The sequence below is a fragment of the Acidisoma sibiricum genome (genome assembly GCF_057837225.1).
Map to the genome: position 1 here is coordinate 3,753,877 of NZ_CM174445.1, position 16,002 is coordinate 3,769,878.

Consider the following 16,002-nt stretch of genomic DNA (forward strand, 5'->3'; position numbering starts at 1 on the left):
AGCGGTTGCCTTGACATGAGCGCATGGATGGACCGGACGACGGCATTGGCGCTGCTGGGGATCAAGGCGCAGACGCTCTACGCCTATGTCAGTCGCGGGCAGGTCGGCATGGAGCCCGATCCGGCCGATCCGCGCCGCAGCCTGTATCGCGCGGAGGATGTCGAAGCGCTGAGAACCCGCCGCCGCCGTGGGCGCCGCATCTCAGCCGTTGCCGCGAGCACCCTGGCCTGGGGTGAACCCTCGATCGAGACGACCATCTCCACCGTCCGGCACGCCCAGCTGCTTTATCGCGGCCAGGACGCCGTGGCACTGGCAGAAGCCGCAAGCTGTGAGGTGGTCGCGACCCTGCTCTGGGACTGTGGCCGTGCCGTCGCCTTTCCGGCGTCACCGGCCGAGAGGCGCGACCCGTTCTCGGCTTTGGCGGCTCTGATACCGGACAGCCAGCCCGCCCTGGGGCGCCATGCCGCGACCCTGCAGACCGATGCGGAACAGGCGATCGCTTGCCTCGCCGATGCGCTCGGTGCCGAGGCAAGCGATCTGCCCCTGCATCAGCGCCTGGCGCGCGGCTGGCGCCTGGACCGGCTCCATGCCGAGCCGCTCCGCATGGCGCTAGTGCTGATCGCCGATCATGAACTGAATGCCTCGACCTTCGCGGTGCGGGTCGCGGCCTCCACCGGCGCGTCCATAGCCGCCTGCCTGCTCGCCGGCCTCTCGACCCTCTCCGGTCCGCGTCATGGCGGGGCCGCCAATGCCGCCATGGCCCTCATCGCCGAGGCGCGCGCGACCGGCCCCATCCCTGCCCTGCGCCGCCATCTTGCCGTGGGCCATCCGCTACCAGGCTTCGGGCATCCGCTCTATCCGGGCGGCGATCCGCGGGCGGCGGCGCTGTTGCGAGCGCTGCCGGCCGATCCATGGGTCACACAGCTCTGCGAGGCGGGCGCCAGCCTGACAGGGACGCGGCCCAATATCGATTTCGCGCTGGCGGCCTTTGCCACCAGCGGCACCATGCCCGCGGATGCGCCCTTCCGCCTCTTCGCCCTCGGCCGCAGCCTGGGCTGGGTCGCCCATGCGGTCGAGCAGCTGGAGACGGGCAGCCTGATCCGGCCGCGGGGGATTTACACAGGCCCGGCGCCGCCAAAGTAACCAGCGAGATCAGCGATTGCCGCTATCTACCCCGCCGGGCGCTTGGTAGAGCAGACGTCTCAATGGAGATCGATTGCCCCTCATGCGATCCTCGCAGCCAAAATACATGCCTTGGCTCTGTAAATGACGGCGGCAGATGCAGCTGAACCGGCGGAACTGCCTGAGGAGACGTATGACGAACTCTATGACCGCGCGCCTTGCGGCTATCTGACGACCACGCTCTCCGGCACCATCCTGCGCGCCAATGCCACCATCCTCACTTGGCTTGGGCTGACCCGCGCGGACCTGATCGGCCTGTCCCTGGCGGCACTGTTCACGGCGGAGGCCCGCAGCCTTTACGACAGCCACTACGCCCAGTCCCTGCGCGCGGGCGACGCCGTGCGCCATGCCGCCCTCGCTCTGCGCCGCGCCGATGGCAGCACGTTCCCTGCCCGGATCGACTGGCGGCCCATAACCGACGCTGACCAGGCCGTCATCGGGCTGCGCGTGGTGGTGGCCGATGCCACCGACCGTCGCGCCGATGAAAACGAGCTCATCGCAGAACGTGAAAAGGCCAGAGCTGCGGCGCAGGCGCTGCGGGAACTGAATGAAACGCTTGAACAAAGGGTAGAAGAGAGAACCCGTGAATTGCATGACTCCGCGGCTTTCGCACGCCTGGCGCTGGGTGCGGTCGGCGGGGTCGGCGTCTGGACCTATGATGTCGCGGCTGATCGTTTCGCCTGCGACGAGAATATCGCCAAACTCTATGGGCTCGACCCTGTCTGGGACAGCGCGGGCATCAGCGCGGCCGAATTCCTCCAGAATGTGCATCCCGATGATATGGCATCCCTGCGCGCGACCATGAGCCGGGGGCTGACCGAATCCGGCGATCTGGAACTCGAATATCGCATCCGCCGCGCAGATGGCTCGATCCGCTGGGTGCTGTCCCGCGGCCATACCTATTTTGAAGACGGCAGGGCCGTGCGGCGGACGGGCGTCGGCGTCGACATGACCAAGCAGCGCCTGCTGGAGGAGCAGTTTCGCCAGGCGCAGAAAATGGAGGCGGTCGGCCAGCTCACCGGTGGCTTGGCGCATGACTTCAACAATCTGCTCGCCGGCATCTCGGGCTCGCTGGAGATGATGGAGACGCGCATCCGCCAGGGCCGCCTGGCCGAGGTTGACCGCTACATGGTTGCGGCCAAGGGCGCCACGCGGCGCGCCGCGGCGCTGACGCACCGGCTGCTGGCCTTTTCACGCCGTCAGACGCTGGACCCCAAGCCCACCAATGTGAACCGGCTGGTCGCCAGCATGCAGGAGCTGATCCAGCGCAGCGTCGGCCCCGGCGTGCAGATCGAGGTGGTCGGCGCCGCCGGCCTCTGGCCCGTTCTGGTCGACCCGCCGCAGCTTGAGAATGCGCTTCTCAACCTCTGCATCAATGCGCGGGACGCCATGCCCAATGGCGGGCGCATCACGATCGAGACCGCCAATAAATGGCTGGATGCGCAGGCGGCGCGTCAGCACGACATGGAGGAGGGTCAGTATCTGTCCCTCTGCGTGACCGATACGGGCGTTGGCATGGCGCCCGAACTGGCTGCGCGGGCCTTCGAGCCCTTCTTCACCACCAAACCCATCGGCGAAGGCACCGGCCTCGGCCTCTCGATGATCTACGGCTTCGCCCGGCAATCGGGCGGCCAGGTGCGGATCTATTCCGAAGTCGGCCACGGCACCACCGTCTGCATCTACCTGCCCCGCCATTACGGCGATGTGCAGGACGAGGAGCGTCCGGCCGCACCCGCCCCGCTCAGCCGCGTCGAAGAAGGCAAGACGGTGCTGGTGGTCGATGACGAGCCCACGGTGCGCCTGCTGCTGACCGATATCCTGGCCGATCTCGGCTGCACCGCGATCGAGGCGGCGGACAGTACGGCGGGGCTTAAAATCCTGCAGTCGGACGTGCCGATCGATCTGCTGATCACCGATGTCGGCCTGCCCGGCGGCATGAACGGCCGCCAGATGGCCGATGCCGGCCGCGTGCCCCGCCCTGACCTGAAGGTGCTGTTCATCACCGGCTATGCCGAGAACGCCATCCTCGGTCATGGCCATCTGCAGCCAGGCATGGCGGTTCTGACCAAGCCCTTTGCGGTCGATACGGTGGTCGCGCGCATCCGCGGCATTATCGGGGTCTAGTCGAAAACCGTCATGCAGCTGCGCGTTGACGCAGTGCAGCATCGCCCCTAGAACCCCGCGATCCCAACCAGCGAAGCCCTATCAGGCGCGCCCTTATTCAGCGCCGGAGGCGCCGCGTGATAATGCCCCAGACTTTCGCCGATCTCGCTCTGGCGCGGCATCTCCTTACCGCCCTGTCGGAGGAAGGCTATGTCAGCCCGACCCCGATCCAGGCGCAGTCGATCCCGCTTCTGCTGGAAGGCCGCGACGTGCTGGGCCTGGCACAGACCGGCACCGGCAAGACGGCGGCTTTCGCCCTGCCGCTGCTGCATCGCCTGAGCCAGACGCCCCGTCCCGCGCCCCAGGGCGGCGCCCGCGTGCTGGTGCTGGCGCCGACGCGTGAGCTGGTCTCGCAGATCGCCGACGGTTTCACCACGTTCAGCCGCCATCATCCGCTCAGCGTCACCACCATTTTCGGCGGCGTCAGCCAGTTCCATCAGGTGAATGCGCTGAAAACCGGCGTCGATGTTATCGTCGGCGCGCCCGGCCGCCTGCTGGATCTGATCGAGCAGGGCCTGTGTGACCTGTCGCAGCTGGAAGTGCTGGTGCTGGATGAGGCGGACCAGATGCTGGATATGGGCTTCGCCAAGCCGATCGAGCGCATCGTCGCCACCCTGCCCCAGGACCGGCATACGCTGCTGTTTTCGGCCACCATGCCGAAAACCATCGCCGCCATGGCCGAAAACCTGCTGCGTGATCCGGCCAAGGTCGAAATCGCGCCGCCGTCCACGACCGTTGACCGCATCGAGCAGTCGGTCATGTTCGTCGATGCCGCCAACAAGAAAACGGCGCTGCTGTCGCTGCTGCAGACCCCCGGCATTGGCCAGGCCGTGGTCTTCACGCTGCAGAAGAATATCGCGAACGAGGTTTGCGCCTTCATCGCTGAGGCCGGCATCACCGCCGAGGCGCTGCATGGCAACAAGTCGCAAGGCCAGCGGGAGCGTGCGCTGGACGCCTTCCGGGACGGCCGCGTGCAGGTTCTGGTCGCGACGGATATCGCCGCCCGCGGCATCGACGTCGATACCGTGACCCATGTCTTCAACCATGACCTGCCGAGCCTGCCGGAAAGCTATGTCCACCGCATCGGCCGCACCGGCCGCGCCGGACGCCACGGCTATGCCGTCACGCTCTGCGATGCCGAGCAGCGGGCCTGGCTGGCAGCGGTGGAGCGCGACATCGGCCGCGCTTTGACCGTGCATGCCGATCACGCCTGGCATTCGGAAGCGGCGCGGAATTCCACGATGCGCCCGCCCGTGCTGGGCGGCGCTGCGCCCAAGGAAGCCAAGCCGCAGATCAAGCGTGAGCGTAAGGTCTGGACCGAGGCAGAAAAACGCGCCGCCCGCGCGGCCGCCACGGGCGAGGTGATGGAAGAGGTCTGAGCAGGCTGCCTCGTATCCGGACGCCCCATCCGGTGAGGGTTGGTCACTCCGACAAAGAAAGCTAATTTCGGAGACCGCAGCAATAAATTGACGCGCCTTAGTTAGCGAGCCTTTCCACGATCAGGCTCAGCAACTCCCGCATTCTGGCCAGTCGCCTCAGATCACGATGATAGCCGACAAAAGTGTCCCGTCCTGGGGGCGGCTCGGCGAGGTCGAACGCAACTATATTGGGCGTCACGTCGCCCAAAGGTCGTGGCAGAACCGCAAGACCCGCGCCATGGGAACAGAGTTGCGCCTGCACCTCTCGATTGTTGCTGCGATGGGCAACGGTCGCGTTCGGCAACAGGCGCTTCAGCCAGACCGCATCCGGCATTTCTGCAAAGTCGATGTTCATGGTGATCACCTGCGCCCCGGCTCCGTCACCCAAACGCGGCATATCGCTCCCCGCCAAACCATAAAGCCCGTATGGGATATGAATCAGCCGGCGTGAGATGACTTCAGGCTCGTCGAAAGGCTTGATCCGGAACACCATATCCGCCTCTCGCCGCGGCAGGCTGTACAGCCGCGCATCGGTCAGCAATTCAACGCAAACGAGCGGATGCCGGCGGCCAAACTCGGCGAGTACAGGGGCTAGCATGAAGGTGCCAAACCAATCCGAGGAAGAGAGCCGTAGCATCCCCTGCAACTGTGCCTCCTGGCCCGCCAACTGCCGCTGGAACGCCAGAACTTCCTCTTCGACGCGTTCCGCATGGCCAAGCACGGAAGATCCTTCGCTGGTAAGAACGAAACCTTCTCCTGTGCGTTGAAACAGCGTCTGCCCGACAGCTGCTTCCAGCGCGCGCAGGCGCCGCCCCATCGTCGGCTGAGTCTGGCCAAGCTGCCGCGCGGCTGCCCCGAGCGTGCCTTCGCGCGCAATCGCCAGGAAGACGCGCAAATCACTCCATTCCAACATGGCATCTGGCCCAAACAGAACTGCATGAACTTCGTGCAGTATTGATGATCGCCTTACGAAATATAGGAGACGATGCTTTGGCCGTCACCAGGAGTTACCGTAATGGACCAGCGTCTTACGATGAAAGCGGCCATTCTCGAAGCCTATGGCGCACCCTTCCGTCTTGCTGAGGTTGCGCGTCCGGTCGCCGGCGCAGGCGAAGTACTGGTTCGGATCGCGGCGAGTGGCGTGAACCCGCTCGACCTCAAAATCCGTGAAGGCGCCGCGGCCCATGCGCGACAGAAGCCGCCGGCCATCCTGGGTCTCGACCTCGCAGGGACGGTAGTGGCGACCGGCCCCGGGGTAACGGGCTTCCGGACCGGTGATGAGGTGTTCGGCATGACTGGAGGCGTTGGCGGCCATCAGGGTTCGCTTGCCCAATATGCCGCCGTGGATGCGGATCTACTGGCGCTCAAACCCGCTAATCTCAGCATGCGGGAAGCGAGCGTGGTGCCGCTGGTTTTCATCACGGCTTGGGAGGGACTGGTTGATCGCATGGCGGTGCGGGCCGGTCAGACCGTGCTCGTTCTAGGCGGCTCCGGTGGCGTCGGCCAAATGGTGATCCAGATCGCGCGGGCTCGGGGCGCCACAGTCTTCGCAACCGGTTCCGCCTCCAGCAAAGAAACGATCGAAAATCTGAGAGCCAGCTTCATCGACCGTTCAGAGCCCGTCGCGGCGCTCGTCATGCGTCTGACCGGCGATCATGGTTTCGACCTCGTCTATGACTGCGTTGGCGGTTCGTCGCTGGATGGCGCTTTCGCAGCCGTGCGCAGGTTCGGCCATGTGGTGAGTGCGCTCGGCTGGGGCACGCATGCGCTCGCCCCGCTCTCATTTCGCGCCGCCAGTTACTCGGGCGTCTTCACGCTCCTGCCTTTGCTGACGGGCGAGGGCCGTAAACACCATGGCGAGATCTTGTCCAAGGCAGCGCGCATGGCGGAGGCGGGGCAACTTTCGCCATCGCTGGACCCACGACGGTTCACGCTGGACAGACTGGATGAAGCCTATCGTTTGATCGGAGAGGGCCTGACGCGCGGCAAACTCTCGATCGATCTGGAGGCAAGCACAGAGTCATGAAGGGAGAATCAGACGCGGCCAACCCCCAATTTTTTACATTTATGCGCAACAGCGTCGGCGCAGGCGAAATCAAAGGTGCCCAGGAGCGGTGGATCGCACCCGCCGCCCTCTATAACGGGGCCGCAGGCATCAGCGAATCCTCTTGGACAATTACGCCCGAAACGGTCATCGCCCTTCGTCTCCATGGTGCGACCGTCGAAGATCACAACCGGCGGGTCATGCGAACCAGCGGCCCCGGCCGGGATTTTGCGCTCCAACCCCGGGGAACATCGACCCGTTATCTCGCCTACCGCAGCATCAAATTCGGGCAGGTGTTCTTGCCCGATGCACTGCTCGACAGAGCGTCCGACATGGAACGCCTTCCTGCGCTGAGCGGCCGCCTGCGCGACGATCTCTCATTCGTGCCAGAAAAAATGCTGCAGAGCCTGACATCGGACTATTTGCGCCGCGCGTTTGACCTGCGCATTCCGGCAACGTCGCTTGAGATGGAAGGTCGTGCGCTCCTGCTGGTCGACTGGCTGATGCGGCTGCATCAATCGTCGCATCTAGGCGTGGGGCCTCAGGTGGGCGGCCTGCCGGCGCGCCATTTGCGCAGGGTATGCGACTTCATGATTGACCACCTGGCGGAAGACATTTGCCTGGATGACCTGGCCGAACTGACCGGCCTTACCGCCAAACATTTCTCCCGGGCGTTCAAGCAATCAACAGGATTGCCACCGCATCAGTATCTAATTGCACAGCGAATTGAGGCTGCCAAGCGCTGTTTGGTCAAGGGCAAGACAAGCCTCGCTGATATCGCGCTCGCATGCGGTTTTGCTGATCAGAGCCATTTTGCTGCGACCTTCCGAAAAGTGGTCGGGGTCCCGCCCGGCACCTGGCGCCGTCATCACGCGAAATGCCCGGAGGCGATAGTCCTTCCAAAATCTGGGTAACGCGTTAGTCAAACTCCACATTTGCGGAACAGAAGCGCGGGTCGCCAAGCGCGGCGGCACGCCGTGTCGAAAAAATGCTCCTTTTTCAACAAGACGCGGAAAATCACAAAAGCAGGATCCTCGGTAAATGGCTTAGCACTTCGGTCGATAACCGACCGGTGCCGATGCGGCCGCTGGGCACGCAACCGGTTTGAAAAGACGCTCAGGACATGCCTCGTTTACCAAAGCTTCTGAAGGCCGGAGCAAAGCCGATGCGCGCGACGATGCTACTAACCACTCTCTTGCTTGGAGCAACGACGATGACCGCGATTGCCGCCCCCAATGTTGCAACCGATCCCGATATCGATCCGCAGATCAGGTCGTTCCTGATTGAACTCGACAAGAATCCGAGCCCGTTCTGGGAACTACCGCAGCCCAAGCCTCAGGAGATACTGACAGGACTGCAGAACATGACACCCGTCGACATGTCGGGCGTCACTACCGTAGAGCGCACAATTACCGCGGATGGCCGTGCTGTTAAGCTCTTTATCATGAGGCCGGATAATATAAGCGGCAGTCCGGGCGTGCTGCTGTTTATCCACGGCGGCGTCTGGATCGCCGGTAACTTCGACAACCATAAGCGGCTGCTGCGCGACCTCGTCGTGGGCTCGGGTCAAATCGGCGTATTTGTTGAATACACCTCGTTGCCGGAGGCAAAATATCCGACGCAGCCCGAGGAATGCTATGCCGCACTCAAATGGATCGCCGCCCATGCCAGCGAATATGGTGCTGACGGCAGCCGCATCGCAATCGCGGGCAACTCGGTCGGGGGCGACATGACGGCTGCCCTGACGCTGATGGCCAAAGACCGAAACGGGCCGAAGATCAGCTATCAAGTGCTGTTCATCCCGGCGACCGATGCAAGCGTGGACACGGCATCCTATCATGCCTTTGCCACCGGACGCTTTCTTCCACGCGACTTCATGAAATACGGCTGGGACCGTTACGCACCGGACGAAAAGACGCGCAACAACCCCTATGTGTCACCGCTGCGCGCGACAAGACAGGAACTTACCGGGCTTCCGCCGGCGCTCGTCATCACCGCCGAGAACGATCCTCTGCGTGATGAGGGTGAGGCTTACGCCCGCAAGCTGAAAGAAGCCGGTGTCGACGTGAATGCTGTCCGCTTCAACGGCACGATTCACGATTTCGTCCTCCTCAACGCCCTCCGGCACATCCCCTCGACCGAGAGCGCGATCCAGCTTGCGAGTGAAGGCATCCGAAATCACATAGGCAACTGATCAGGGTGGCGATGCCATCTTTTCAGCGGCGCCATGTGAAGAAGGCAGACGAGAGCGTGTCAGATTCGGATGCAACCGATCCTGCACGCCTCCTTGAAGACTTGAAGCGCTCCAATGATACCCGCTCACGGATTGAGGGCGCGGGGACCGCTGACATAGGGGCTGCCAGCGACGGCAAAGCGCAGCAGGCTTTCCGTCCCGCGGGTCAGGCCAATCCGCGTGCTCTCCCCGATGGTGCCGGCGGCCCCGCCGTCGTCTCCAAGCCACAAAGGCCCAGGCTGGCAGAGGTCGATCCCGTCCAGCCGCCGATCGACGCCCAGGGCCGCGGCCAGCCGCCCCGGACCCCGCGCCAGGTCGCGCATCCGCGCCACGCCCCGGTTCCGCTCCATGATCGCGATGCCTTGCAGAGGCTCCAGGGCGCGGATCAGCACGCCGGCCCCCACGCCCACCCCTTCGCTCGCCACATTCAGCATGAAGGCGGTGCCGTAGGAGAGATAGACATGGGCATGCCCGTGTTCGAGAAACAGCGCACGATTGCCCGGCGTCATGCCGCGATAGGCATGGCCCGCCGGGTCACCCACCGGATAGGCCTCGGTCTCGACGATGCGCCCGGTCGCCTGGCCTTCGGCCGTCACCCGCACGACCAGTTTGCCGACGAGAAAACGCGCGAGACGGACGGTATCGACAGGCAGTTCCGCCCGCTGCAGCAGGCGCGGCACCGGCCCGCTATCGCTCAATCACCAGATCGCTCAGCGGCTTGGAGCAGCAGATCAGCACCATGCCCTGGTCGATCTCGCGCTGGCGGATGCCGCCTTGATGCTGCATCGAAACCTCGCCTGACACGAGCTTGCTTTTGCACGTCCCGCACAGGCCGCGCGTGCAGGAGGATGGCAGGCGCATGCCGGCGGCCCGCGCCGCCGCCAGAACATGGGTGTCGGCCGGCACTTCCACCACGCGCCGGCTTTTGGTGAATTCCACGCGGAAGGTTTTCACGGCCGCCGCATTCTCATTCGCGGGCGGCGCCTCGCCGGCATCGACCGGCGCCAGATCCTCGAACTTGAAGCTTTCCTCATGGTAGCGGGCCATGTCGAACCCGGCCTGGCTGAGGATCGCGCGCACGCCGGCCATATAGGGCGCCGGGCCGCAGGCAAACACCTCCCGCTCACGGAAGTCGGGGGCGGCCAATTCCAGCATCGGCAGGGTCAGCCGCCCGCGCAATCCGCTCCAGCTCTCCTGCCCGCTGTCATGCTCGCAAATCGGGATAGCGCGGAAGCCGCCGCCGCGCGCCATCAGCGCCAGTTCGTCACGAAAGATGATATCGGCCGGGCTGCGCGCACTATGCAGAAACAGCGTGTCCGTTTCCAAAGCGAGATCATGGAAACTGCGCGCCATGGACATCAGCGGCGTGATGCCGCTGCCGGCCGACAGCAGCAGATATTTGCCGTTGACCGATGCGTGGTCAACGCAGTTGAACTCACCCATCGGCCCCATGGCACGGATTTCCATGCCGACCTTCAGATGATCATGCATCCAGGGGCTGACCACGCCACCGGCAAAGCGCTTGGTGGTGATGGAGATCAAATGCGGCCGTGTGGGTGTGGAGGAGATCGTGTAGCAGCGATTGACCTGCTGACCGTCGATGGTCAGGTCCAGGGTGATGAACTGGCCGGGCTTGTAGGCGTGGCTACGCGGGGCGCGGCCCGAGAAGACGAAGGTCTTGACGTCATGCGTCTCCTGCCGGATGGCGCGGCAGACGAGGACGTCATCGTCCTCCGCGTCCCATTGCGGCAGGCGTCCCTGTTCGGGGGCGACGGTCAGCCGCGATGCCGCCAGAAGCTGGGGCTTGTCCTGTTCAGGCGAGGCTGACATCAGGCAAGGCCCGCCTGCAGGCGGCCCAGATACCATTTGCAGAATTTCTCAACCAGCGTTTCGGTAAAGGGCGAATAGGGACCGGGCTCATAGGCCGGCGTGCGGGCACCGGCCTGGGCATATTCCACCAGCGTCGCATCCTGCACATTGGTCGCATTCCAGACGCTGGTTAGATTCTCGACGTCATAGTCGATGCCTTCGCGCGCATCCTTGTGGACCAGCCATTTGGTGCGCACCAGCGTGGTTTCGGCGTCCAGCGGAATGGTCGTGAAGGTCACGATATGGTCGCTCATGAAATGGTGCCAGGAATTGGGCTGCGTCCAGAAGGACAGGCCGCCGAGCGCCGTATCGGTGAGGTTCCCCAGCAGCTTCTTGGACGCGACCTTGGTATCCATGGTCTGGCTTTCGCCGCTCTGGTCGATCGGCAGGCGCTGGGTGCGGAAACCGGTAATGCAGTCGTCCAGATGATCGACTTCGGCTGAGGGGATGCCGCAGCTTTCCCAGCGGGCATGGCTCGCGACGACCAGTTCCTCATAGCGCGCCGCCTGGGCCAGCTCGGTCTCGTCCATCTGGCCGGGGGCGAAGCCGAACCCATAGGCAAACAGCGGAATGGTCAGCTCAGGATGATTGCCCGAGCAGTGATAGCATTCGCGGTTATTCTCCAGCGTCAGCTTCCAGTTGCCCTTTTCGATCAGATCGACCGAGGCGGCGATCTTGGTATTGGGCAGGTCATGCGGCGCCAGATAAGGCGTCATCACCCGGTCCAGCGCGTCGATATCGGCGGGCGCTTCGGCGGCCAGGCAGATGAAGATGAGGCCCGCGATGGAGCGGACATGCACCTTTTTCAGGCCGAAGCAGCTTTTGTCGAAATCCTCGCCCATATGCTCGGCATAGATGAGCTTGCCTTCCAGGTCGTAGGTCCATTGGTGATAGGGACAGACGAGATTGCCGACCGCCCCGCTCTCACCCTGCACCAGGCGGGCACCGCGATGGCGGCAGACATTATGGAAGGCGCGCAGGCCCATATCGTCGTCGCGCAGGATGACGATGGAATTGCGGCCCAGGTTGACGGTCACGTAGTCGCCCGGCTCGGGCACTTCGGGCTCGACGGCGACATAGATCCAGGTGCGGCCGAAGATCAGCTCCATATCCGCCTCGAAGATGTCGGGGCTGGTATAGAAGGGGGCTTCCAGGCTGTAGCCGGGCTGGCGCCGCGCAATCAGGGACCGCAATGCGGCCACGGTCTCAGCGGTCAAGCCTGTCTGCTTCAGGGTCATAGCCCCGATCCCTCCGATATGAAGACGAACGCCCTATCCTGTCTGGCCGGGCGCCACTCTGTTTGCGCCGATGCGACAAGCGGATTGCCCAAATCCGCGCGAGGCCCGCGCTACTCGAAAATGCGCATCGCCGCCAAATGGGCATTGGGCGGCGGCATGGTCGGCATGGCGGGTTCGTGGTCAACCGGCGGCAGCTTCTCCCGCGTGCGCGCGTCGGTCGGCGTGAAACCGTGCAGCGCCTTGAATTTCCGCGAAAAATGCGCGCAGTCGGCGAAACCGGAGTCGAGCGCGATTTCGGTGATCGACAGGTCCGTATGGTCCAGCAGCCAGCGCGCATAGCGCAGCCGCAGCAGCCGGTAATGCTGTGCCGGCCGCACGCCCATCACACTTTGGAACAGCCGCTCCAGCTGGCGCGGCGAGATTGACAGGCGGGAGGCGAGTTCGGCGATCGGCAGCGGGTCGGCCACATGCTGCTCCATCAGCAGCAAGGCGCGGCGCACACGCTCATCCCCCACCACCTCGTCATTCGCGGGGGGATGGGGCTGCGCCTCGCTGCCCGCGCGCACGCGGTCCAGCAGCAGGATGTGACGGGCCTTCTGGGCGATGGCGCGGCCCAGATGCCGCTCGATCAGGAAACTCGCCAGATCGGCGGTGCCGGCGCCGCCGGAACAGGTGATGCGATTGCCGTCGACGAAGAACATGCGGTCGGCGATCACCCGGTGGTCGGGAAATTCGGATAGGAAATCCTGGTAGCAATACCAGCTGACGCAAACGCGCCGGCCTTTCATCAGCCCGGCCCGGCACAGGATGAAGCCGCCGGTACACAGCCCCACCAGCGTCACCCCGTCGCGCGCGGCGGCGGCCAGATAGGCATTGGTCTCATCGTCGATCTGCGGGCCGGTATGCAAAAGACCGCCGACGACGACGATATAGTCGAAATTCTTGGGGTCGAGGAAACCGCTGTCGCGGGTAATCTGCACGCCGCAACTGGCCCGCACCGCGGTCTGCCGGCTCGACATGATCGTCCAGCGGCATTGAATTGGCCGGCTGCGATCCCCCTCGTCGGAGGCCAGGCGCAGGAAATCGACAAACAGAGAGAAGGCCGAGAGCGTGAAATTCTCAGCCAGAATGAAACCGACGGACAGCGGCGGCCGGGCGCGCAGCCCGGCCATCTTGCCGTCATCCGCCAGCCTGCCTCGGTAAAGATTTGCGACCATGGGGTGATCCTACAACCCCATGATGAAAAGACGAAGCCTCTTCCTAGCCGTGGGCGGCGACGGGCGCCGAGACCTCTTCCGTGATGACGGTGAAGCCCGTCAGCACGTTGGGGCCGAAAACGGTTGAAATGGCGACGTCCGCCGCATCACGGCCGACACCGATCAGAACGCGCCCGATCCGCGGGTGGCCATGGCGCGCGTCGAAGGTGTGCCAGCTGCCGCCCAGAAAAACCTGGAACCAGCCGCTGAAATCCATCGGCGACCGGTCGGGCGGCACGCCGATATCGCCCAGATAGCCCGTGCAGTAGCGCGCCGGGATGTTCATGCAACGGCACAGCGTCAGCGCCAGATGGGCATAGTCACGGCAGACGCCGACCCCTTCCTGCCAGCCCTCGAAGGCCGTGCGGGTGGCGCGGGCGTTCTGGTAGCCGAAGGTGATGTGGTTATGGGTGTATTGGACGATCGCCTCGACCTTCGACCAGCCGTCGGGCAGATGCCCGAACTGGGACCAGGCGAATTGGAGAAGCTTTTCGGTCTCGCAATAACGGCTGCCCAGCAGATAGACCAGAGTGTCTGACGGCAGGCTCTCGATCGGCAGCTGCGCGGCATCGGGGCTGTAGGGGTCCAGCACGCCCGGGTCATTGATGACCGTGTCGGTATAGAAGGTGACATCGCCGGCCGGCGCCACAACACGGCTGCAGAGATTGCCATACAGGTCGTAGTAGCGGGAAATGGGCAGGGACGGGTTGGTGCGGATGATATCCGGCGCCACCAGATCGGCCGCGCGCTCGGGCCGCACATTCAGCATCAACACCATGGGCGTCGGTTGCGGCACCTGAAAGGTGATCTCGTAACCAATCCTAATCTGCATGAACTGCGTGCTTTCTGTGCCGGGCGGTCTGACCCGCCACTCATTCCCGTAGCGTCAGGGTAGTTCGTATATGGCGCTGAAACGCGCAGTTTAAACGGCGCAGGCTTCAATTCCGCGCCAGAATGGACGAAACAGCCTCATTCGGAGGCTGGTTCGCGCCGTTCTGCCGGGCACTATGCAAATACCGGGCAATCTGGGTATCGGGCGTCGCAGGCGCGGCCCGCTTCTAGCTCAGGCGGTTCTTGCGGGGCGCGGCGGCGAAGCGCACCGCCTCTTCGGCGGCGCGAAACAGCGCCCGCGCCTTGTGCCGGCTTTCCTCATATTCCAGTTCCGGCACGCTGTCAGCGACCACGCCACCGCCGGCCTGCACATACATCACACCGTCCTTCACGACGGCGGTACGCAGGCCGATGCAGGTATCCATGGTACCGTCGGGGGCGAAATAGCCGATGCAGCCGCCATAGATGCCGCGGCGCACAGGCTCCAGCTCCTCGATAATTTCCATCGCCCGCACTTTCGGCGCACCACTCAAAGTGCCGGCCGGGAATCCGGCCATCAGCGCGTCCAGCGCGGTCAGGCCCTTCTTGAGCTTGCCCTGCACCATCGAGGAGATATGCATGACATGGCTGAAGCGCTCGATGACGAAGCTTTCCACGACCTTGACGGACCCGAGTTCGGCCACCCGGCCGACATCATTGCGGCCAAGGTCGAGCAGCATCAGATGCTCGGCCCGTTCCTTGGGATCTGCCAGCAGCTCGGCCTCCAGCCGCGCATCCTCGACCGGATCGGCATGCCGCGGCCGGGTGCCGGCGAGCGGGCGGATGGTCACCATGCCGTCCCGCAGGCGCACCAGGATTTCCGGGCTGCTGCCGGCCACCGCAAAGCCGCCGAAATCGAGAAAGAACAGGAAGGGCGCAGGGTTGATCCGCCGCAGCGCGCGATACAGCGCAAAGGGCGGCAGCGGGAAATCGACCGAAAACCGCTGGCTGGGCACCACCTGGAAGGCGTCGCCCGCGGTGATGTAGTCCTTCATCTTCACCACCATGTCCTCGAAATAGGACTTGGTCATGTTGGAGCGCGGCTCGCCGAGCTGGATGGGTTCGATCGCAGCGGCCGGCATTGGCAGCGGCTGCAGCAGGCCGCGCTCCACCGCATCCAGACGCTCCCGCGCGATATCATACGCGGCATCCGCCGAGACGCCCGCGCCGGGATAGGCCGGGGCGGCGAGCGTCAGCACGTCCTTTACATTGTCAAAGATCACGAAGACCGTCGGCCGCATCAGGATCGCCTCGGGCACACCGAGCACGTCCGCGTTCTTCTCCGGCAGCCGCTCCATCAGCCGGACCATGTCATAGCCCAGATAGCCGAACAGGCCGCCGGCCATGGGCGGCAATCCGGCCGGCTGATCGAGCCGGGAGGAGGCGAGCAGATCGCGCAGGCTGTCGAGCGCTGGCACGCTTTCCGGCACGAAAGCATCGGGCGTCGACAGGGCGGTGCGGTTGACGGCAGCCTCGCCCTTCTCACAGCGCCAGATCAGGTCGGGCGCCATGCCGATGACGGAATAGCGCCCGCGCGAGGCGCCGCCTTCAACGCTCTCGAACAGGAAGGAGAACGGCTTGCCATGAGCGATCTTGAGAAAGGCGCCGACCGGCGTCTCCAGATCCGCCGGACTCTCCCGCCAGACCAGCGCGCCCTTCCCTGCCTCATAGGCGGCGCGGAAAGCGGGGCTGGGTCCGTCGGTCGTCATCGTCGCTGGTCTTTCTGGTT

13 protein-coding genes are annotated in these 16,002 nt (G+C 64.4%); 6 read left to right on the forward strand and 7 right to left on the reverse strand.

What is annotated here, in order from left to right:
- Positions 1-27 precede the first annotated feature (27 nt).
- From AC3G7M_RS17770 to AC3G7M_RS17780, 3 genes are all read left to right on the forward strand, one after another.
- Positions 28-1,143, forward strand: a complete 1,116-nt coding sequence (locus AC3G7M_RS17770) for a citrate synthase (RefSeq protein ID WP_489213465.1) — start codon at positions 28-30, stop codon at positions 1,141-1,143.
- 123 nt (positions 1,144-1,266) lie between these two features.
- Entirely contained in the window at positions 1,267-3,306 is a 2,040-nt protein-coding gene (locus AC3G7M_RS17775) for a hybrid sensor histidine kinase/response regulator (protein ID WP_489213466.1), read from the forward strand.
- A gap of 122 nt (positions 3,307-3,428) precedes the next feature.
- Positions 3,429-4,724 (forward strand): DEAD/DEAH box helicase, encoded by a 1,296-nt coding sequence (locus tag AC3G7M_RS17780; protein WP_489213467.1) that lies wholly within the window; start codon positions 3,429-3,431, stop codon positions 4,722-4,724.
- A 97-nt stretch (positions 4,725-4,821) separates the two neighbouring features.
- Here AC3G7M_RS17780 and AC3G7M_RS17785 read toward each other — a convergent pair whose 3' ends face one another.
- Positions 4,822-5,658, reverse strand: a complete 837-nt coding sequence (locus AC3G7M_RS17785) for a LysR family transcriptional regulator (RefSeq protein ID WP_489213468.1) — start codon at positions 5,656-5,658, stop codon at positions 4,822-4,824.
- Positions 5,659-5,778: 120 nt separating this feature from the next.
- Here AC3G7M_RS17785 and AC3G7M_RS17790 point away from each other — a divergent pair, with 120 nt between their 5' ends.
- The 3 genes from AC3G7M_RS17790 (at position 5,779) to AC3G7M_RS17800 (ending at position 9,001) form a co-directional block, all read left to right on the forward strand.
- On the forward strand, positions 5,779-6,789 hold the full coding sequence (locus AC3G7M_RS17790; protein WP_489213469.1) for a zinc-dependent alcohol dehydrogenase family protein: 1,011 nt from the start codon (positions 5,779-5,781) through the stop codon (positions 6,787-6,789).
- Entirely contained in the window at positions 6,786-7,721 is a 936-nt protein-coding gene (locus tag AC3G7M_RS17795) for a helix-turn-helix domain-containing protein (RefSeq protein ID WP_489213470.1), read from the forward strand. Before AC3G7M_RS17790 ends, AC3G7M_RS17795 begins: the two co-directional genes overlap by 4 nt.
- A gap of 299 nt (positions 7,722-8,020) precedes the next feature.
- Positions 8,021-9,001 carry an alpha/beta hydrolase gene (locus tag AC3G7M_RS17800; protein WP_489213471.1) on the forward strand — a complete coding sequence of 327 codons (981 nt, stop codon included), beginning with the start codon at positions 8,021-8,023 and terminating at the stop codon, positions 8,999-9,001.
- A 125-nt stretch (positions 9,002-9,126) separates the two neighbouring features.
- Here AC3G7M_RS17800 and AC3G7M_RS17805 read toward each other — a convergent pair whose 3' ends face one another.
- The 6 genes from AC3G7M_RS17805 to trpE all read right to left on the reverse strand — a co-directional run bounded on the left by AC3G7M_RS17805 (position 9,127) and on the right by trpE (position 15,982).
- Positions 9,127-9,738: a DNA-3-methyladenine glycosylase gene (locus tag AC3G7M_RS17805; protein ID WP_489213473.1), complete on the reverse strand. Its 612-nt coding sequence runs from the start codon at positions 9,736-9,738 to the stop codon at positions 9,127-9,129.
- A complete protein-coding gene (locus AC3G7M_RS17810; RefSeq protein WP_489213474.1) occupies positions 9,728-10,870 on the reverse strand; it encodes an FAD-binding oxidoreductase in 1,143 nt (380 codons plus the stop codon). The genes AC3G7M_RS17805 and AC3G7M_RS17810 overlap by 11 nt, the downstream gene beginning before the upstream one ends.
- Positions 10,870-12,147: an aromatic ring-hydroxylating oxygenase subunit alpha gene (locus AC3G7M_RS17815; protein WP_489213475.1), complete on the reverse strand. Its 1,278-nt coding sequence runs from the start codon at positions 12,145-12,147 to the stop codon at positions 10,870-10,872. The genes AC3G7M_RS17810 and AC3G7M_RS17815 overlap by 1 nt, the downstream gene beginning before the upstream one ends.
- A gap of 110 nt (positions 12,148-12,257) precedes the next feature.
- A complete protein-coding gene (locus AC3G7M_RS17820; protein WP_489213476.1) occupies positions 12,258-13,364 on the reverse strand; it encodes a GlxA family transcriptional regulator in 1,107 nt (368 codons plus the stop codon).
- Between the two features lie 43 nt (positions 13,365-13,407).
- On the reverse strand, positions 13,408-14,235 hold the full coding sequence (locus tag AC3G7M_RS17825) for a transglutaminase-like domain-containing protein (protein ID WP_489213477.1): 828 nt from the start codon (positions 14,233-14,235) through the stop codon (positions 13,408-13,410).
- 226 nt (positions 14,236-14,461) lie between these two features.
- Positions 14,462-15,982: an anthranilate synthase component I gene (gene trpE / locus AC3G7M_RS17830; protein ID WP_489213478.1), complete on the reverse strand. Its 1,521-nt coding sequence runs from the start codon at positions 15,980-15,982 to the stop codon at positions 14,462-14,464.
- Positions 15,983-16,002: the final 20 nt, after the last annotated feature.

What these genes read in the sequence shown, in the direction of transcription:
- AC3G7M_RS17810 (WP_489213474.1), bottom strand. Translation starts at nt 10,870, where the DNA reads ATGTCAGCCTCGCCTGAACAGGACAAGCCCCAGCTTCTGGCGGCATCG.
- AC3G7M_RS17795 (WP_489213470.1), top strand. Translation starts at nt 6,786, where the DNA reads ATGAAGGGAGAATCAGACGCGGCCAACCCCCAATTTTTTACATTTATG.
- AC3G7M_RS17800 (WP_489213471.1), top strand. Translation starts at nt 8,021, where the DNA reads ATGACCGCGATTGCCGCCCCCAATGTTGCAACCGATCCCGATATCGAT.
- AC3G7M_RS17815 (WP_489213475.1), bottom strand. Translation starts at nt 12,147, where the DNA reads ATGACCCTGAAGCAGACAGGCTTGACCGCTGAGACCGTGGCCGCATTG.
- AC3G7M_RS17820 (WP_489213476.1), bottom strand. Translation starts at nt 13,364, where the DNA reads ATGGTCGCAAATCTTTACCGAGGCAGGCTGGCGGATGACGGCAAGATG.
- AC3G7M_RS17790 (WP_489213469.1), top strand. Translation starts at nt 5,779, where the DNA reads ATGGACCAGCGTCTTACGATGAAAGCGGCCATTCTCGAAGCCTATGGC.
- trpE (WP_489213478.1), bottom strand. Translation starts at nt 15,982, where the DNA reads ATGACGACCGACGGACCCAGCCCCGCTTTCCGCGCCGCCTATGAGGCA.
- AC3G7M_RS17770 (WP_489213465.1), top strand. Translation starts at nt 28, where the DNA reads ATGGACCGGACGACGGCATTGGCGCTGCTGGGGATCAAGGCGCAGACG.
- AC3G7M_RS17780 (WP_489213467.1), top strand. Translation starts at nt 3,429, where the DNA reads ATGCCCCAGACTTTCGCCGATCTCGCTCTGGCGCGGCATCTCCTTACC.
- AC3G7M_RS17825 (WP_489213477.1), bottom strand. Translation starts at nt 14,235, where the DNA reads ATGCAGATTAGGATTGGTTACGAGATCACCTTTCAGGTGCCGCAACCG.
- AC3G7M_RS17775 (WP_489213466.1), top strand. Translation starts at nt 1,267, where the DNA reads ATGACGGCGGCAGATGCAGCTGAACCGGCGGAACTGCCTGAGGAGACG.